This window comes from Pseudomonas idahonensis (genome assembly GCF_037903935.1).
Taxonomy (GTDB): Bacteria; Pseudomonadota; Gammaproteobacteria; order Pseudomonadales; family Pseudomonadaceae; genus Aquipseudomonas; species Aquipseudomonas danubii.
Genome location: NZ_CP149586.1, coordinates 2,639,167 through 2,657,324, shown reverse-complemented (window position 1 = coordinate 2,657,324; position 18,158 = coordinate 2,639,167). Strand labels below are relative to the sequence as shown.

Here is an 18,158-nt window from a genome sequence, read left to right as displayed (position 1 = left end):
ATCAATCAACCTTAAAAATCAACTTAACAAATCAATCGTGCAGCGCAACACTGATCCGCAAACGGCTGGCCAGCCGCCAACGAACAAGAAAGAGGATGGTGCAAATGGCAGGTTTCGATAAGCGCGTGGCGTCCTACGAGGAAGCCCTGGAAGGTCTGCAAGATGGCATGACCGTGATCGCCGGCGGCTTCGGTCTGTGCGGTATCCCCGAAAACCTGATCGCCGAGATCAAGCGCCGCGGCACCCGCGATCTGACCGTGGTGTCGAACAACTGCGGGGTCGACGGTTTCGGCCTGGGCGTACTCCTGGAGGACCGCCAGATCAGCAAGGTGATCGCCTCCTACGTCGGTGAAAACGCCCTGTTCGAGAAACAGCTGCTCAGCGGCGAAATCGAAGTGGTGCTGACTCCCCAAGGCACCCTGGCGGAAAAAATGCGCGCTGGCGGCGCCGGCATTCCGGCCTTTTTCACCGCTACCGGCGTCGGCACCCCGGTGGCCGACGGCAAGGAAACCCGCGAGTTCAAGGGCCGCACCTACCTGATGGAAGAGTCCATCACCGGTGACTTCGCCATCGTCAAGGGCTGGAAGGCCGACCATTTCGGCAACGTGGTCTATCGCCACACCGCGCAGAACTTCAACCCCCTGGCGGCCACCGCCGGCAAGATCACCGTGGTCGAAGTGGAAGAAATCGTCGAGCCGGGCGAGCTGGACCCGACGCAGATCCACACCCCCGGCATCTACGTCGACCGGGTCATCTGCGGCACCTTCGAGAAGCGCATCGAACAGCGCACCGTGCGCAAGTGATCGCCCTTCCCCAGCCCGACTAAAAGGACAACAAACATGGCTCTTACCCGCGAACAAATGGCTCAGCGCGTCGCCCGCGAACTGCAGGACGGCTTCTACGTCAACCTCGGCATCGGCATTCCGACCCTGGTGGCCAACTACATCCCCGACGGCATGGAAGTCATGCTGCAGTCGGAAAACGGCCTGCTGGGCATGGGCGCCTTTCCTACTGAAGACGAAGTCGACGCCGACATGATCAACGCCGGCAAGCAGACGGTCACCGCACGCATCGGCGCCTCGATCTTCTCCTCCGCCGAATCCTTCGCGATGATCCGCGGCGGCCATATCGACCTCACCGTGCTCGGCGCCTTCGAAGTCGACGTGCAAGGCAACATCGCCTCGTGGATGATCCCCGGCAAGCTGGTCAAGGGCATGGGCGGCGCCATGGACCTGGTGGCCGGTGCCGAGAACATCATCGTCACCATGACCCACGCCTCGAAAGACGGCGAATCCAAGTTGCTCAGCCGTTGCAGCCTGCCGCTGACCGGCGCCCAGTGCATCAAGCGCGTGCTCACCGATCTGGCTTACCTGGAGATCGAGAACGGCGCCTTCATCCTCAAGGAGCGCGCCCCCGGGGTCAGCGTCGAGGAAATCGTCAGCAAGACCGCCGGCAAGCTGATCGTGCCGGACCACGTGCCTGAAATGCAGTTCGCTTAAGGAGCCCCAACATGCAAGACGTCGTTATCGTTGCCGCTACTCGTACCGCCGTGGGCAGTTTCCAGGGCTCCCTGGCGGGCATTCCCGCCGTCGACCTGGGCGCCGCGGTGATTCGCCAACTGCTGGCCCAGACCGGCATCGACCCGGCCCAGGTGGACGAAGTGATCATGGGCCAGGTGCTCACCGCCGGCGCCGGGCAGAACCCCGCCCGCCAGGCCGCGATCAAGGCCGGCCTGCCCCACGCCGTGCCCGCCATGACCCTGAACAAGGTCTGCGGCTCTGGTCTTAAAGCCCTGCACCTGGGCGCCCAGGCCATCCGCTGCGGCGATGCCGAAGTAATCATCGCCGGCGGCCAGGAAAACATGAGCCTGTCCAACTACGTGCTGCCCGGCGCCCGCACCGGCCTGCGCATGGGCCACAGCCAGATGATCGACAGCATGATCAGCGACGGCCTGTGGGACGCCTTCAACGACTACCACATGGGCATCACCGCCGAGAACCTGGTGGAAAAATACGGCATCAGCCGCGAAGCCCAGGACGCCTTCGCCGCCGCCTCCCAACAGAAAGCCGCAGCGGCCATCGAGGCCGGGCGCTTTGTCGACGAGATCACCCCGATCCAGATTCCCCAGCGCAAGGGCGAACCGCTGACCTTCGCCACCGACGAACAACCGCGCCCCGGCACCACCGCCGAAGCCCTGGCCAAGCTCAAGCCGGCGTTCAAGAAAGACGGCAGCGTCACCGCCGGCAACGCCTCGGCGCTGAACGACGGCGCCGCCGCAGTGATGCTGATGAGCGCCAGCAAGGCCCGGGCCCTGGGCCTGCCGGTGCTGGCCAGAATCGCCGCTTACGCCAACGCCGGGGTCGATCCGGCGATCATGGGCATCGGCCCGGTTTCCGCCACCCGCCGCTGCCTGGACAAGGCCGGCTGGACCCTGGACCAGTTGGACCTGATCGAAGCCAACGAAGCCTTCGCCGCGCAATCCCTGTCGGTGGCCAAGGAGCTGGCGTGGGATGCGAGCAAGGTCAACGTCAACGGTGGCGCCATTGCCATCGGCCACCCGATCGGCGCGTCGGGCTGCCGGGTGCTGGTGACCCTGCTGCATGAAATGCTCAAGCGCGACGCCAAGAAAGGCCTGGCGACCCTGTGCATCGGCGGCGGTCAGGGCGTGGCATTGGCCATCGAGCGCTAACCATCCGGCCCGCGACCTGCGCGGGCCTGTCCCTCAGAAACATCCCGTTGTGAGCTGGCTTGCCAGCGCAGGCGTTCGAGAGATCGCCTTTGCCAGCAAGCGGGCCCCTGTACCGAGGGTGTCGGTTTTCATAGGATGTTTCGTAGCTGCCCCTCCAGGCGCCGCGCTTCCTCTCGCAACGACTGGCAAAAGCCCTCGACAAAACTCGATGACGGCCGGTAGTCCGGGCGGATCAGCATCACCCGATACGGCACCGACAGCTGCAACGGACGGATCGCCAAGCCACGCCCCACTTCCTCCATGGCGCTCAAGGGATTGATGATCGCCACCCCCAGTTTCTGGCGCACCATGGCGCACACCGAGGCGGCGTTGGTGGTTTCCACCACCACCCGGCGATCGACCCCGGCCTGGCGAAAATGCTCGTCCAGGGTTTGCCGGTAGATATCCAGGCCCGAAAGATTGATGAAGTTCTGCCCGCGAAAATCCTCCGAAGTCAGCCGTGGCCTGGCCAACAGCGGATGATCGTCCGGGAGGATGCAGACCATATCGGCGCAGAACAGCAGTTCCCCTTGAGTACCTCGTGGCAGGTGCTCGCTTTCGGTGAGGCCCAGGTCATGGCGCTGGGCGCTGAGGGACTCTTCCAGCAGCGGCGATTCCTGGGCAGTGATGCTCAGGCCGATTCCCGGATGCGCTTGCAAAAAGCGCTGGCACACCCGCGGCAGCAGGGTCTGGGAGAACAGTGGCAGGCAGCTCAGGCTCAACTGACCGTGCTCGAAACGGCGGATCGACTGGGCCACGCTGTTGATTCGCTCCAGCCCCACATAGGCCCGCTCGACCTCTTCAAGCAACAGCAGGGCCTGGGCCGTGGGCAGCAGGCGCCCGCCTTCGCGGTCGAACAGGCGCAGACCGGAAAGCGCCTCCAGCCGCGCCAGTTCGCGGCTCACCGTGGGCTGCGAGGTGAACAGCAGGCGCGCGGCGCCGGTGACGCTGCCGGCCTGCATGATGGCGCGGAATACTTCGATGTGCCGCAGGGAGATGTCCATGAACAGAGGCTCGCTTGATCGCTCAACCCATATCAGATCTGAATCAGGCTACAAAGAATAGATATTTTATTGAATGACCGGAAATCGGCATGCTGCAACCACTCTCACTGACCACAGACAGCAATCGCCATGGCCATTCCCTTCTCTCCTGCTCAACTCGTCGCCGCTGCCCGCCAATATGGCACTCCACTGTGGTGCTATGACGCCGCCACCATCCAGGCGCGCATTGCCCAGCTGCAGGCCTTCGACGTGGTGCGCTACGCCCAGAAAGCCTCGTCCAACCTGCACCTGCTGCGCCTGATCCGCGAGGCCGGGGTACGGGTCGACGCCGTATCCCTGGGGGAGATCGAGCGTGCCCTGCTGGCCGGTTTCAGCCCGGTGGATGCCGGCATCGTCTTCACTTGCGACCTGTTCGACGAGGCCACCCTCAAGCGCGTGGTGGAACTGCAAGTGGAGGTCAACGCCGGCTCCATCGACATGCTCCGTCAACTCGGGGAGCAGTCCCCGGGGCACCGGGTCTGGCTGCGGATCAACCCGGGCTTCGGCCACGGCCACAGCCGCAAGACCAACACCGGCGGCGAGAACAGCAAACACGGCATCTGGCACGATCAGGTCGGCGAAGCCCTGGCGGTGATCCGCCAGTACGGCCTGCACCTGGTGGGCCTGCACATGCACATCGGTTCCGGGGTCGACTACGACCACCTGGAGCAAGTGGGCGCGGCCATGGTGGCGGCGGTGAAATCCCTGGACCACGACATCGAGGCGTTCTCCATTGGTGGCGGCCTGTCCACCCCTTACCGCGACGGCGACACCGCGGTGGACGTGCAGCGCTACGCCAACGCCTGGAGCGTTGCGCGCCGGGAGATCGAGGCCTACCTGGGCCACGGCGTGCGCATGGAAATCGAGCCCGGGCGTTTCCTGGTGGCCGAGGCCGGTTGCCTGGTCAGCGAAGTACGGGTGGTGAAGACCGCCGGCCAGCACCACTTCGTGCTGGTGGACACCGGCTTCAACGACCTGATGCGCCCGGCCATGTACGGTGCCTACCACGGCATGAGCCTGCTGGACGCCAGCGGCCAGCCGGTGCAGCGCCCGCAACAGCTGACCGTGGTCGGCGGCCCGCTGTGCGAATCCGGCGACATTTTCACCCAGGACGACGAATGCCTGACCCCGCGCCTGCTACCCCAGGCCCAGGTCGGCGACTTGCTGGTGCTGCACGACACCGGCGCCTATGGCGCCAGCATGTCCTCCAACTACAACAGCCGGCCGCTGCTGCCGGAAGTGCTGTTCGCCAACGGCCAGCCACAGCTGATCCGCCGGCGCCAGCCCCTGGCGGACTTGCTGGCGCTGGAACTGGGGTTGTAAGGCGCCGTTACCAGGGCTCCAGCCGGAGCCGTTCCTCCTGGTTGTTCACGCTGTCGTCCTGCTTACGGGTCAACAGCGGCGCACCGTCGGCGCCGTAGAACTGCACCACCAACTCGGCGCTGCCGGGATGCAAGTCGAGACGGGCGAAGTTATCGGCCTGGGTAAAGGCCCAGGTGTGGTAATCCATGGTGTGCGTACCGTCGAGAAGCGCAAAGCTATCGGGCGTCTGCGGCGCCGTTGAGTCGTGCACGTAACCAGCCGGGTCACCGTCGGCAAAGGGAAAAGGCCAGTAGAAGGCCGACGAGGTGACGGCGTAGGACTTCAGGGCCTGACCCGCGGCACTGAACGCCAACCGGGAAATGTTCGAGCAGTGAATGTCTCCGGACAGGAACACCACGTTCTGCACCTGGTGCTCGATCATGGTTTCCAGCACGGCGCGCCGCGTGGAGGGGAAAGCCGACCAGGAGTCACTGTCGTTCTTGTGGCGCACGGCATCAGAGTCTGTGCCCACGGTATCCACGCCGTTGGGCACAAAGACGCTGGAAGTGACCACGAACTTGGGGATGTTGCCCCGATCCTCCTGCATGTGCCGCAACCAGGCACACAGCCGGTCGAGCTGACCCGGTTCGCTGGGGTGCAGTGAAGGACGGCCCAGCAGATGGTTGTCCTCCAGGGCATCGGGCACATCATCGAGAAAGCGCTGGGTACGGGTGTCGAGCACGAAGAACGGGTAGTCGCCACAGGAGAAGTCGTAGAACAGCTGGTTAGTCTGCAACTGCTGCAGGTACTTGTCGTCACCGGTCATGGCCCGGCCATGGACATAGCTGTCGGCAAAGCGGGGTCCATGGCTCCACTGGTAACTCATGTAGGCGCCCATGGCGAGGTTGAACAGCAGGCGCTTGTCACGGTCCTTGCGAATCCGATCCTGGGTCCAATTGTCCTCGATCTCGTGGTCGTCGAGGATCATGTAGGTGGGCAGGTGGGCCAGCAATTGGCGGATGTTCGGCGAGCCGAAAGCGCTGTGGTAGCGCTCCTCGAATTCCTCGAAAGTATCCGCCAGCCCCACCGGCACCAGGCGGTTGAACAGGTCGGCATAAATCTGGTCACCCACCATCAGCACCAGTTGCGCATCCCCATGGTCGGCCAGCATCGGCCCGAAGATGGTGTCGGAATTCTTGCGTTTCCACAGCAGCCCCGGGTAGCGGCAAGACCCCAGCAGAAAGCTCAGGGGCGCGGGTTTGGCGCCGGCACTGGCGTGGGTTGTGAACTCGGCTTCGACGTACATCTTGTCGGCCCCGGTGCGGTTCAGATCATTGGCCCAGGCGCCAGGCTCGGGCAGGCGCTGCACCACCGACTCGCTGGACACATCATCATCGTTGCTGCCCGCGTCATCGACGTTGAGCGACGCCATGCGCACCCGATACCGGGTGTCAGGCGTCAGCACAAAGGGCTTGAGCTGCTTGCGCGCAGCCTGGTTGCTCCACAGGCTGGTGTCGACACCGAGATTGAAAGTGCCGGTACGGTGGTACTCGCGTCGCAAGCGAAAATAGAAGATGTTGTCCGCCGCGACCCGACCATTGCTGCCCACCACGCCAATCACGCCGATGGTGCGGATATCCTCCGCCACGCCCTTCTCGTCCAGGGCATCGGAGGCGGCGATCCATAAACGGCAGGACGTATCGGTGGTGTGCCCGACAATCGGGCCTAAAGAAGGGGTGCGAAGTGTACTCACGGTGACCTGCTCCTTGGTGAGGTGTGCAGGCCAAGCTTAGTTCGGGCGCGGCAACCGACAAGCCCGATCAGGCGCCTCGGACAACCGGTCGAAACAGGCGACAATCAGCGCCAGCAGCATCAGAACGGCAGCGACCGCAAAGGTCCAGTGCATGCCACGGGCCACCGCCGCGACATCGGCAGGACCGCCCTCGCCCGGCCGCGACATCACGGCAAACAACGCCCCCATGGCGGCCGCGCCGCTGATCAGGCCAAGGTTGCGTGACAAGCTCAACAGGCCCGCCGTCAGCCCCCGTTGCTGCGCTGCCACGTCGAGCATCACCAGGCTGTTGTTGGCCGCCTGGAACAGCGCATAGCTGGCAGTCACCAGGGCAATGGGCAGCAGGTACCCCGCCAGCCCCAGGCTCACGGGCAACAGCGCCAGCAGGCACAGACCGAAGAACATGCCCAGCAGCCCGAGCCGGCACAAGAGCCGGGCGCCGAGCCTATCCACCAGGCGGCCGGCGGGTACCCCGCTCAGGGTCGCCACCAGCGGCCCCAGGGACAGGCACAGGCCCACCCAGACAGTCGCCAGCCCCAGCCCCTGGGACAGATAGAAAGGCCCGATCACCAGAGTGGTCATGATCACCGTGGACACCAGCAGGCTCAGTAGCAGGCTGCGGCGCAGTTGCGGCCGGCGCAGCAAGGCGGGCTGAAACAGCGGCGCGGCTACCCGTCGCTCTACCCACACCAACAGCACGCCCCCACCCACCGCTACCGACAACAGCCCCAGGTTCAACAGCGCCAGCGGGTTGTCCCCCAGGGTCAGGGCCAGGGCATAGGCACCCAGGCTCAGGGCCAGGAGCAGCATCCCGGGCAGATCGAAAGCGCTGGCTGAGGTGGCTTTGGGGTCCTGTGGCAGGCAACGCCAGGCCAGCAGCCAAGCCAGTAGTCCCAACGGCACATTGACCAGGAAAATCCAGCGCCAGCCGACGCCGGCCAGCAACAGGCTGCCCAGGGACGGACCGAGAGTGGTGCCCAGGGCCGACAGGCTGCCCAGCACGCCCATGGCCGTTCCCGTGTGAGCTTTGGGTAGCGCATCGCCCACCAGGGCCATGCTCAGGGCCAGCATCAGGGCCGCCCCCAGGCCTTGCAGGGCCCGGGCCGCCAGCAGCCAACCAAGGCTTGGCGCCAGACCACAGAGCAGCGAAGCCAGGGTGAACAGGGCGATCCCGCCCAGCAGCACCCGGCGCCGGCCCAGCAGGTCTCCCAGGCGCCCGGCGCTGGCAATCAAGGTGGTGATCACCAGCAGGTAGGCCAGGACAATCCACTGCACCTGCTGGAAGGATGCCTCCAGGCTCCGGGCCAGGCTCGGCAGCGCGGCGTTGGCAATGCTGGTGTCCAGGGACGGCATCAGCGTCGCCAGCGACAGGCTGGCCAGGGCCCAGCGTGCACGGGGTTGAAGCGCGGGACGGTTCGACTCAAGGGTGGACATTGCGCAGACTCCATCAAGGCATTTGCCCGCCAGCCTATGTCCGCGCCAGACCTGGCGGAAGACGCAGGCTTTGCAGTTAATTGATGCATGCAACGCCATGTCAGCTCTGGGCGTGCTAGATTCCGCCCATGTCGACTCCCGATCTGAATCTGCTGCTGACCCTGGACGTACTGCTGAGCGAAGGCAGTGTGGCCCGGGCCGCCCTGCGCCTGAACCTGAGCCCATCGGCCATGAGCCGGGCCCTGTCCCGCCTGCGCCAGGCCACCGGTGACCCGTTGCTGGTCCGCGCCGGACGCGGCCTGGTGCCCACGCCCCGGGCACTGGAGCTGCGCCAGCAAGTCGGACCGCTGGTGGAGCAAGCTCAGGCCGCCCTGCGCCCGGCCGAGCAGATCGACCTCAGGCAACTGGTGCGCACCTTCACCCTGCGCAGCCGCGACGGTTTCGTCGAGAACTTCGGCCCGGCCCTGGTCAACCGCCTGCGGGCCGAAGCGCCCGGGGTACGGGTGCATTTCGTGCCCAAGCTGGACCGCGACAGCAAGCCCCTGCGCGAGGCCAGCGTCGATCTGGAAACCGCAGTGATCGATGCCGACACCAGCCCCGAGTTGCGCACCCGGGCGCTGTTTCGCGATCGCTTTATCGGCGTGGTGCGCAGCGACCACCCCTTGAGCCGCGGCCCGGTGAGTCTCGACCACTACCTGGCCGGCCAGCACATCCTGGTGTCCCACCAGGGGCACGACCATAGCCGCATGGACGATACGCTGCAGGCCCTGGGCCGGCAGCGACAGATCGTCACCCTGGTCAGCGGTTTTTCCGCGGCCCTGGCCCTGGCCCGGGGTTCGGACCTGATCGCCTTGGTGCCCGAACGCCACACCAGCAACCTGCGAGAAGGCCTGCACAGTTTCCGCCTGCCGGTACCGCTGCCGGAGCTGACCATTTCCCTGCTCTGGCACCCGCGCATGGAGGCCGACCCGGCCCATCGCTGGTTGCGCCAATGCGTCCACGAACTCTGTAGCGACACCACAGATACCCTACCCGGCGGCCACCACCGCTGATGCCCCTTGATCCTCGAGACCCTGCAATGCCCTCACCCTCACTCGCTGTACCCGTTGCCCGCCTCAAGTACCTACCCGCCATCGTCGCGCTCCTCTGGGGGCTGTCCCTGGCAATCGTCCGGGCCGGGCAACCGATGGAGTATTTCTGGGAAAACTTTGCCGCCTACTGGCTGCCCCAGGGGCTGATCCTCGGCCTGCTGCTGTGCACCCGGCCCACGCCGGCGCTGTTCACCGGAGTGGCCCTGGCCCTGGCCGCGCACCTGCAGCTGTTCAGCCTGTGGATCAGCTCCCCGGAGGACTCCATGGGCTGGCTGTTCTACCTGTTGGACTTTCCCGGCGCGCTGATCGGCGCCGCCATCGCCCGTTTCCTGGCCACGCGCGTGGCTCCCGGCAAGCCACTGATCAATGGCCTGCTGGGGGTCGGCTGGGTGTCGTTGGGGCTGTTGCTGAACCTCAAGCTGATGATGTCCAGCCAGGTCTGAAACGGGCCGGCGACTGCGGCCCGGGGGAGTGAAACCCGCCCGGACCACTGACGGCCCGGGCAGGCAATGCCTCAGCTGTGGCCCTGGCTGAGGTTCGACAAGCGCCCGGACAGGGCCTGCATGGCCTCGCTGACCTTGTCCAGGGCCTGGGCGTCCCGGGCGTTGTCCTCGCTGATGCCGTGGATGCGCACCGCCAGTTCGTTGATCTCCTGGGTCACATGGCTCTGCTGCTGCGCCGCCACGGCAATCTGCTGCGCGCGCTGGGAAATATCGTCGAAGCTGGTGACGGTGCTCGACAGTGCCTGCGACGCGCCGGAGGCCTCGCCCACGGCTTCACGGGTCCGCGCCTCACCGGCCTGAATCGCCTGGACCGCCTGACGTGACGCCTGCTGCAAATCGCTGATCATGCCGCTGATCTCGTTGGCCGAGGTCTGAGTGCGGCCGGCCAGGGTCCGTACTTCATCCGCCACCACGGCAAAGCCGCGGCCTTGCTCCCCGGCCCGAGCGGCCTCGATGGCGGCGTTGAGCGCCAGCAGGTTGGTCTGCTCGGAGATGGCCTTGATCACATCCAGCACCGCGCCGACCTGCTGGCTGTCCTGTTCCAGGCGCTGGATCACCGCAGTGGCCTCGGCCATCTCCGTGGACAGCTGCTGGATCGACTGACTGTTGGCCGCGACCCGCTGCTGGCCGTCCTGCACCACCACCAGGGATTGGCGGGCGGTGTCGGCGCAGTTGTTGGTGTTCTGCGCCACTTCAAGAGCACTGGAGGACATCTGGGTAATGGCCGTGGCCAACTGGGTGTTTTCCTGGCGTTGCTGCTCAGCGCGCTGGGCCAGGGTGCTGCTGAGCTCACCCAGGCGCGCGGCTTCGTTCTGCAACTGCTGGGCTTCGCTGGCGATCTTGTGCAGCATCTGCCGCAGTTGCCCGGCATAGCGGTTAACCGCACCGCGCAAGGCGCCGATCTCATCGGCCCGGGCCACGTGCAGCTCGGCGTTGTCCGTGGCCTGACCGCGGCCCAGGGCATCGATCTGCTGGGTGGTTTCCTCCAGTTGGGCAATCAGCTTGTGCCCGGCCAGCCAGGCGAAGAACAACAGCAGCGCCAGCAACGGCAGCAGGAACAGCAGGATCTCGGTGGTCATGGCCCGAGCCAGGCCGGTGACCTTCTGCTCGGGGGTCACCAGGCCGATGGTCCAGCCACTGCCGGGCATGCTGAACAGGCTGACCCGCGCCGCTTCCTGCAGCCGGCCATCCTCTGCCAGATCCAGGCTGCGCACCTGCCCGGCAGGCGCCGCCTTGGCCAGGGCCTCGGCCACCGGATGCAGCCAGGGCTGCTGCTTGCTCAAGGCGTCGAAGCTGAGCATCTGCCCACCGCCACCGGCCTGGGCATCAGGGAAATACAAGACATTGCCGGCCTGATCCAGGGCAAAGGCATAACCGCCGGTGACCGCGCCCTGTTCCTTGAGGAAACGCGCCAAGTCATCCAGGCGCAGGTCGATGGTGGCGACCCCGGCGAAGGCGCCGTCCTGACGATAGGGCACGCTGCACGTGGTCATCGGCACCTGGGTCACCGGGTCCTGGTAGGCCTCGGACCACAGGCAACGCCCCGGCGCACTGTTGCGCGCGCCGGTGTACCAGGCTTCATGGTGATAGCCGGCGCTGCCGGCAGCGTTGTAGTCATCGGAGAACGCCAGGGGCCCGGCATCGCTGCGCGCCCAGAAGAAGCTGCGGCGCTCGACCCCGGCAGTGAAGGCATTGGGTTCCGGCCAGATGCCGCCCCCGGCGATCGCCTTGTCGCCTTCGTGGTCGATCAGCTTGGGCAAGGTGGCCATCACCAGCGCCTGCTCCTTGGGCAGCCCTTCCACCAGATGGGCCATGCTGGCCGTCACCCCTTCGATCCCGGCCAACTGCAAGGCCAGTTGCCGGACGATGGCACTGCCGGTCTGTTCAATCAGGGCCGAGCTCGCCGCCACCACTCTGGGCTGCCCCCGCAAGGTCATCACGGCGAACACCGCCAACGCCGTGAACAGCAACAGCAGCACACTGCCGAGGGTCAAACGATGAGACAGACGAACCGGTAGCAAGGCCATGACGAACTCCGTATCAATAGGCATGCAGAGCTTATCGACCAGGGTCATGGATCACTTGAGAAAAGAGTGACGCCGATCACGTTTTGTGTGACCAGAATGTGTGTATGAATTCCCGCGACCGGCTCGGCAACGGCGCTGATGGCAGCACTCGCGCTCGACAGAGTGTGTCCGGCCCTGCACCACGGGTTCAATCGGTGGACGAATGCTCGCAGCTGCGAATGACCGTCACCGCCTTGCCCCGGCCAGCGCCAGGGAGCTACCCAATCACCCGGGCATCAACCTTCCAGAACCAGCATGAACTGGCTGAACCGGTCGATCCCGTCCTTGGACAACTGGAGCCCGGTCTCGCCCATCCGCGACATGCAACCCGAGGCGATAAGTGCACGGGTTGCAGCAGGGCAGCAAGCGACTGCCCGACAGTCTCACGAAAGCGGCCCAGGCAAGACCGCGTCGACTGTTTTCAATCCGGATTGGCGTTCATGTAGCGCGAGTAGTTCTCGACGTAGTCAGTGAGGTTCTCCTCCAGCATCAGGCGGAACTCCTCAAGGAAATAGTCCACCGCCTGCTGCTTGGACGCCGCCAGTTCCTCGGCATTACGGCAGCCGCAGGCGCTGACCCAGGCGCTGAAGCGCGCGTTGGCGTACATCAGCGAAGCGCTGGCCTTGCCCCGGCTGCTGTCGGCGATGTGGGAGTTGGTCAACTCGATGATGGCATCGGCGCGGTTGTAGAAATCCTGATCCGGTTCGTTGGCCACGGGGCGTTCCTCTGGCTGGCTGGGAAAATAAGGCGCAGGAGTATAAGAGGTTTGCCACCGCGAACCGATTATTTTCACCCCGCCCACTCCCCCATCACCCCGGAAACCGGCTGGACGCTGCACAGACCTTGGTCCCCCAGCGGCAAACCTTCGCAGGCAAGCCCGCGCCAGCACAACGGCCTGTTCGATGCCGTGGGCCGGGGCCTTAGCGGCCTGGTGCCGGCAACGCCCGCAGGTATTCGGCCAGCAGCGCTTCGCTCTTGCCCTGGGCCAGCACCACGCTGTTATTGGCCGCTTGCAGCGCCTGCTGCAGATGACGCTCGCCCTGCTGCCGGTCGCCCTCCAGGAAGGCTTGCAAGGCCAGGCAGCGCGGTCGCAGCCAGGGTGCGTTCCAATCCACTTCGGCGCTCATCGGGGGGCTGTTCAAGGGGGCGACGTCACGCTGCACAAAAGCGCGGCAGAAGGCCAATTCGCTACGCAACAATTCGATCAGGCCACTCATGCCGTTCAGCTCCGTCGCCCGGGCCACCAGCAGCTGTTCCAGCGCCTGTTCCATCTGCACCGCGGCCGGCCAGTCGCCCTGATCCTGCAGGGCATTGAGGCGACAGCCGAAAGCGAGCAACGGCCCGGGCATGGCGCCTTCGGCCAAACGCTGCAGATCTTCCTCCGGCAACTCCGCGCTGGGCACCCCGGCCACGGTCTGGGCCAGCAGGCGCGCCTGGGCCAGCTCCGGGCGTTGATCGTCGCGATGCATAAACCAGCCCAGCAGGAGCATGCCGTCGCTGGGCGACACCCGCCAGGCCGGCATCAGGTTCCCCAGGCCCATGGCCAGATTGATCGCGGCGAACGCCAGGGCCATGGCCCCGGGCACCCCGGACCAGGACAGCCCGAGCCCCAGGGCAGCGGCGCCCAGCAGCAGGTTCAGCAGCGGCCCGCAGAGGACCACCACCATCCACTGCCGCCGCAGCGGGCGTTGCAGATTGCTCACGGCAATCACATAACCGCCCAGGCGATTGCGCTTGAGCTGCGGCGCCCAGCGCAACCGCCAGCCGCGCCGCTGCACCTGGATTTCCACCGCGGCCACCCGCACCTGCAACACCGGCATGGCGCACCCGCGTGCCCCCAGGTAATGCCCGCCCTCATGCACCACCAGCGCGACCACCCCCAGCAGCGACGCCAGGAACATCGCCAGAAAGGGCTGCAACCCGGACTTGATGGTGAACCCCAGTATCAGCGCGGCGATAAACCAGCCACTGAGCAACACCAGGCGTTGCAGAAGCGTCAGCAGTGCGTTCAAGGCCTTGAGCCAGGTATTGCCATCCATTGGGTACATCCTTGTGAGAAAAACCGACACCAGCGCGGGCGCGCAGACTGCCAGTTTCTCCGGTACACACTCAACTGCCGCTTCAACCTGTCGCCCTCACCCCGCCTACTGCAGAAGATGGGGGCCGCCAGCAAGCCAGCGCCTGTGCAGATGCGCAGGCCGACGGCGCTTCAGGCAGCAGCCCGGAGTCGGGACACTCCGGGCCGAAGCGGATCAGGATCGCCGCGCTGTCGCTGAGGATACGGCCGTCAGGGTGGCCATCTGCAACAGCGGGTTGAGCCGCGCCAGGGCCTCGCGCCCCGGGCTGTCATCCCAGGCCGTGGCACTCCATCCGCAACAGGTGCGCGCCCAGCGAACGCGACTCGATGCGCACCGGCAGGAACGCTTCGATCACCCGGATATTGCTCTCCAGATGCTCGGTCATGCACGGCGTGGTGAAGCTGCCGCCACCGGCCAGGGCCATGGGCAGCAGCAGTTGATCGGCCAGGTACTCGGCCACCGCCGCGCCGGAATCCAACCAGGCGCGGGCCTGATCGATAGCAACGTCGGCGACCTTTTCCGCCCGCAGGCTGTTCTGGCCGAATCCGCTGAACAGCTCGGTCAGGTGCTCGAAGGCGAACTCCAGCAACAGCACATTGCCCGGGCCGTATTGTTCATCCAGCTGCACCGGGGTGAGGTGCTCGCGCGGCAGTTCCAGGCGATTGTGCACCCGGCGCAACTCGCGCTCCGCCACATGCTCGGGCAGGCCCGCGCTCAGCGCCCAGGCCCGGCTGCCCAGCAGTGCGCCACGCTCTTGCAGGTGCAGGGGCTGCAGCACCGACGGTTGGACAAAGGCCTCCAGCTCGCCACCGCCGGCCGGGACGAAACCGTGGCGCAGCAATTGCAGTTCCACCCGCCCGCCCATGCGCCGCAGCAACGGCAACCAGGCCTGCTGGAGGAAATCCACCGGCGGCGCCAGGGGGTTGTGGGTGCCGCCGCTGATGCTCACACGGCTGGGCTGCGGCGCATGCAACAAGGCCGGCAGCAGGGTCTGCAGCACCAGGGTGCAGCTGCCCGCAGTGCCGATGGCAAAGCGGTAGTCGCCGCCACGGATCGGCCCCGGTTCGAAGGTCAGGGCCTGAGAGCCGAGTTCGACCCCCGAGGTCTTGGCGCCACACACCTGGGCCGCGGCCTGCACCGCCGTCAGGTGCTGACGCAGCAGCCCCGGGCGGCTGCGCCGGGCACGAATATTATGGATACGCAGGGTCTTGCCGCTGAGCATCGACAAGCTCAAGGCGCTGCGCAGTACCTGGCCGCCGCCGATGGCGCCGTCCAGTTCGATGACATCCTGTTTCATCTCATTCCTCAGGCGTAGTGCCGGACGGTTTCCCGCAGGTAAGCGTCCAGCAACGCGTTGTCTTCATGGGTACGCGCCAGTTTCGGCACCGGGCGTTCCAGCTCGGCGGCGATAAAGGCGTGCAGTGCCTGGCGCCGCGGTCCGTAGGCGGACTCGTCGGCGCAGCGTTTCAAAACCAGCAGCTCAGCCACTTCGTCCAGCAGTGGCTGATGGTCGACGGTGGTCAGCAGATCGGCAAAGGTCATCGGCGGTCGGCCACGTCCTTGATCGATCCAGCGCACCGCCAGCAACGGCCGCAGCACGTAGAAGTACTTCTTGAAACGCACGCTGTCGCCTTGCAGGTAACCGCGAAAGTTCTTCTTGGCCATCGACAGATAATGATTGCGCGCTGCCGGCGGGCTGTAGAACGCCTCCGCCAGCTCCCGCAGGCGCGCGGCGGCGGTCGGTTCGCTGCGATACACCAGGGGCGAGTCCAGCCATTCCAGCAGGGTCGGGTTGGACTTGCGCAACAGCCCTAGGGTCTTGCGCAGTTCCCAGCCGCTGATGTCCAGCTCGTCATCCAGGGGCCGCTCGATCACATCGCGCCCGGCATCCACCTGGATGAACCATTCGGGCTTTTCCACATAGACGAAACGCACGTCGTAATCACTGTCGGTGGAGGCAAAGCCCCAGGCCCGACTGCCGGATTCGCAGGCGTACAGCACCTGCACATTGCGCTCGCGCTCGATCCGCGCCAGCTCGGCCAATACCCGTTCGCGCATGGCGCTGCTCAGGGGATGGTGCTCCAGGTGTTTCATGATCCTTTTTCCTTGTTCAATCGGTGGTGCTGGCAGCCAGCACACTCAGGGTCCGGCGCACGGGGTTCCACACCGTCAGGCACCAGACGCCCCACCACTCCAGGCCTTCGTCGAAATAGTCACTCCAGGGCAGCAGGTGCGGGCCCATGTCCGGCGCCAGAAAGTCCAGTTCCAGGTTGCCTACCCAGTTGATGACATGCGGCCCCTCGGCGGGGTCGAGCCCCAACACCTGCAACCAGTGGCCGAACGCCTGCCGGGCCTGCTCGATGCCGCCGGGGAACTGCGTCCCATACGGCGGGTCGTAAAACGCCTGGAACAAGGCCCACTCCTGCGGCTCCAAATTTTCGCAGACCAGCTGCCGGACCTGTTCTTGGCCGAGCGCCTCAGGCACCGCCCGCTCCTGCTCCCAGCGCATCGACGTCAGGCCGACGTCGGCATAGCGCGGGTCCTGGCGCAGTATTTCCCAGCGCTCGCGGCGCTCGGCCATGAGTTGCAGGTACAGGTGCTGCAAGCCCTGGCGATGCAGGGCTTGATCCACCTCAGCCTCGGGCTCGACCGCCAGCACCACAAAATCGAAGACGCAGTACACATCCTTCAGTTGCTGGCGCAGCGCGCGGCAGTGTTCATCTTCCATCCGGGTCAACAGTGGCCGCGGCTGCATAAAAGGCTCTCTCCATTTTTCAAAGCAGGCGCTTGGCTGAACCTGCGGGCAATTCACCGGCTGCCTCCATCGCCTGCACACGCTGCAACATGGCTTCGCGCAGCGGCTTGGGGGTGACCGGATCGAACATCCCGTAGCGGCTATCGCACCAGCGCGCCAGAGTCTCACGCCAATAGGCGGCCTCGCTGCCGCCCTGCCCCAGGCGCCACAGCAGGTATTCCAACTGGCGCCAGCCCGGCTTGAGAGCCAGCAGGGCCCAGCGCCGCGCCTTCGGCAGGTCGTGCCAGTGCTGGTCCAGACGCTGCTCCAGGACCTCGTCGAACACCGCCCAGGGTTGCTCGTGCAACAGGCCCAGGGCGCAGTTGAAGACTTTGTCCGAGGCGTCGTCCAGGGCCGCCAGTTGCTCGGCCATGCCACGCTCGCCCAGGGTCTGCAGGGCCAGCAGGCGCACACTCGGCGCCGGCGAGGCCAGGGCCTGTCGCACCATGGCGTCGGCCATGGGTTCCTGCAGTTCCTTGACCAGCCCCAACAGGCCCAGCCAAGCACGCTTGTTCCGTGGTGCCGGTTGTTGCAGCCGTTGCAGCAACACCTCGCGCGGGTCCAGCCCGTGACGGGGCGCGGCCCAATGGGCCAGGCAACGCAAGGCCCCCGAAGGGTCCAGCAATGCCTGACTCAGATACTCGCGAGGATCGGCCAGCAACGGCAGCAGCAAGCGCAGCGCCTTGACCCGCACACTGGCCCCGCAGCTGTGCATCACCTCTTCCAGCAGGGGCACGGCCTGCGCGGCCGGCAGTTCGGCGCAGGCATCCACCGCCATCTGCCGCACACTGACCTCACTGTGGCGCAGAGCCCGAGCCAGCAGCGCTGCCCGATCCTGCGCCCCTTCGAGCAACAGCTCGAAGACAAAGCGCGCGGCCTTGCCCCGGCAATCACCAAAGGCGTCTTCAACTTCTTTGCGTACCTGGGCCAACTGCAACACCGAGCGCGCCCGTTCCAGGGTCGCGCCGTGGTCGGCGCGCTGTTTGCCGGCCAGGGCCAGCAGCGGTTTCAGGCTCTGCAACAGCAGCTCGGCGCGCTCTGGTGCCAGATACCCCTCGACCGCCGCGGCAGCCTCCTGGCGTACCTGGGGCACCCAATCGTTGAGGCGCTCCAGCAAGGCCGCCAGGGCCTCGGCCGAAGGCTGTGCGGCCAGGCCGCGCACGGCGGCCTGACGCACGAAACCGTTGCCAAAGCGGCTCAGTTCCAGCCAGGCACTGTGCCGATCCAATTCGTCCATCACCTCCCGCACGCGGCGGGCTTCGTAGTCGCTCAGCTGGTAATGCCAGCCGGGCGGCGCCGCTATCAAGGCGTCCATGTCGTCCATTGT

15 protein-coding genes and 2 pseudogenes are annotated in these 18,158 nt (G+C 65.8%); 6 read left to right on the top strand and 11 right to left on the bottom strand.

Features of this window, described 5'->3' with window-relative positions; all coding sequences use genetic code 11:
* The first annotated feature begins 104 nt into the window (after positions 1-104).
* The 3 genes from WIN67_RS12120 to WIN67_RS12110 are packed head-to-tail and all read left to right on the top strand — an operon-like array spanning position 105 to position 2,689.
* Complete coding sequence (locus WIN67_RS12120; RefSeq protein ID WP_011060621.1) at positions 105-803, top strand: CoA transferase subunit A; 699 nt, start codon at positions 105-107, stop codon at positions 801-803.
* A 36-nt stretch (positions 804-839) separates the two neighbouring features.
* Positions 840-1,499, top strand: coding sequence for a CoA transferase subunit B (locus WIN67_RS12115; RefSeq protein WP_011060620.1), 660 nt, complete (start codon positions 840-842; stop codon positions 1,497-1,499).
* Positions 1,500-1,510: 11 nt separating this feature from the next.
* Positions 1,511-2,689 carry an acetyl-CoA C-acetyltransferase gene (locus WIN67_RS12110; protein WP_110652954.1) on the top strand — a complete coding sequence of 393 codons (1,179 nt, stop codon included), beginning with the start codon at positions 1,511-1,513 and terminating at the stop codon, positions 2,687-2,689.
* Between the two features lie 128 nt (positions 2,690-2,817).
* On the opposite strand, the gene WIN67_RS12105 is transcribed toward WIN67_RS12110, so the two are convergent.
* Positions 2,818-3,732, bottom strand: coding sequence for a LysR family transcriptional regulator (locus WIN67_RS12105; RefSeq protein WP_110652953.1), 915 nt, complete (start codon positions 3,730-3,732; stop codon positions 2,818-2,820).
* A 129-nt stretch (positions 3,733-3,861) separates the two neighbouring features.
* On the opposite strand from WIN67_RS12105, the gene lysA reads away from it, so the two are divergent.
* The gene (lysA, locus tag WIN67_RS12100; protein WP_110595913.1) at positions 3,862-5,094 is read left to right on the top strand and encodes a diaminopimelate decarboxylase; all 1,233 of its coding nucleotides are present in this window, start codon (positions 3,862-3,864) and stop codon (positions 5,092-5,094) included.
* A 7-nt stretch (positions 5,095-5,101) separates the two neighbouring features.
* Here the strand turns inward: lysA and WIN67_RS12095 are convergent, their stop codons facing one another.
* On the bottom strand, positions 5,102-6,826 hold the full coding sequence (locus tag WIN67_RS12095) for an alkaline phosphatase D family protein (protein WP_339071337.1): 1,725 nt from the start codon (positions 6,824-6,826) through the stop codon (positions 5,102-5,104).
* 36 nt (positions 6,827-6,862) lie between these two features.
* Positions 6,863-8,299 (bottom strand): MFS transporter, encoded by a 1,437-nt coding sequence (locus WIN67_RS12090; RefSeq protein WP_339071336.1) that lies wholly within the window; start codon positions 8,297-8,299, stop codon positions 6,863-6,865.
* Between the two features lie 128 nt (positions 8,300-8,427).
* On the opposite strand from WIN67_RS12090, the gene WIN67_RS12085 reads away from it, so the two are divergent.
* Positions 8,428-9,351, top strand: a complete 924-nt coding sequence (locus tag WIN67_RS12085) for a LysR family transcriptional regulator (protein ID WP_110652950.1) — start codon at positions 8,428-8,430, stop codon at positions 9,349-9,351.
* A gap of 26 nt (positions 9,352-9,377) precedes the next feature.
* Positions 9,378-9,833 carry a hypothetical protein gene (locus WIN67_RS12080; RefSeq protein WP_123392989.1) on the top strand — a complete coding sequence of 152 codons (456 nt, stop codon included), beginning with the start codon at positions 9,378-9,380 and terminating at the stop codon, positions 9,831-9,833.
* Positions 9,834-9,904: 71 nt separating this feature from the next.
* On the opposite strand, the pseudogene WIN67_RS31105 reads toward WIN67_RS12080, so the two are convergent.
* The 8 genes and pseudogenes from WIN67_RS31105 to WIN67_RS12045 form a co-directional block, all read right to left on the bottom strand.
* Positions 9,905-10,438, bottom strand: a pseudogene (locus tag WIN67_RS31105) (methyl-accepting chemotaxis protein); the annotation flags it as partial.
* A 588-nt stretch (positions 10,439-11,026) separates the two neighbouring features.
* A pseudogene (locus WIN67_RS31100) lies at positions 11,027-11,662 on the bottom strand (cache domain-containing protein); the annotation flags it as partial.
* Between the two features lie 718 nt (positions 11,663-12,380).
* A complete protein-coding gene (locus WIN67_RS12070; RefSeq protein WP_102864173.1) occupies positions 12,381-12,674 on the bottom strand; it encodes a DUF3144 domain-containing protein in 294 nt (97 codons plus the stop codon).
* Between the two features lie 205 nt (positions 12,675-12,879).
* A complete protein-coding gene (locus tag WIN67_RS12065) occupies positions 12,880-13,998 on the bottom strand; it encodes a site-2 protease family protein (protein ID WP_110595918.1) in 1,119 nt (372 codons plus the stop codon).
* 307 nt (positions 13,999-14,305) lie between these two features.
* Positions 14,306-15,334 (bottom strand): RNA 3'-terminal phosphate cyclase, encoded by a 1,029-nt coding sequence (gene rtcA / locus WIN67_RS12060; protein ID WP_339071334.1) that lies wholly within the window; start codon positions 15,332-15,334, stop codon positions 14,306-14,308.
* Positions 15,335-15,342: 8 nt separating this feature from the next.
* A complete protein-coding gene (locus WIN67_RS12055; protein ID WP_339071333.1) occupies positions 15,343-16,131 on the bottom strand; it encodes a nucleotidyltransferase domain-containing protein in 789 nt (262 codons plus the stop codon).
* Between the two features lie 16 nt (positions 16,132-16,147).
* Positions 16,148-16,792 (bottom strand): hypothetical protein, encoded by a 645-nt coding sequence (locus WIN67_RS12050; protein WP_339071332.1) that lies wholly within the window; start codon positions 16,790-16,792, stop codon positions 16,148-16,150.
* A gap of 19 nt (positions 16,793-16,811) precedes the next feature.
* Positions 16,812-18,155 carry a PBS lyase gene (locus WIN67_RS12045; protein WP_110595921.1) on the bottom strand — a complete coding sequence of 448 codons (1,344 nt, stop codon included), beginning with the start codon at positions 18,153-18,155 and terminating at the stop codon, positions 16,812-16,814.
* Positions 18,156-18,158: the final 3 nt, after the last annotated feature.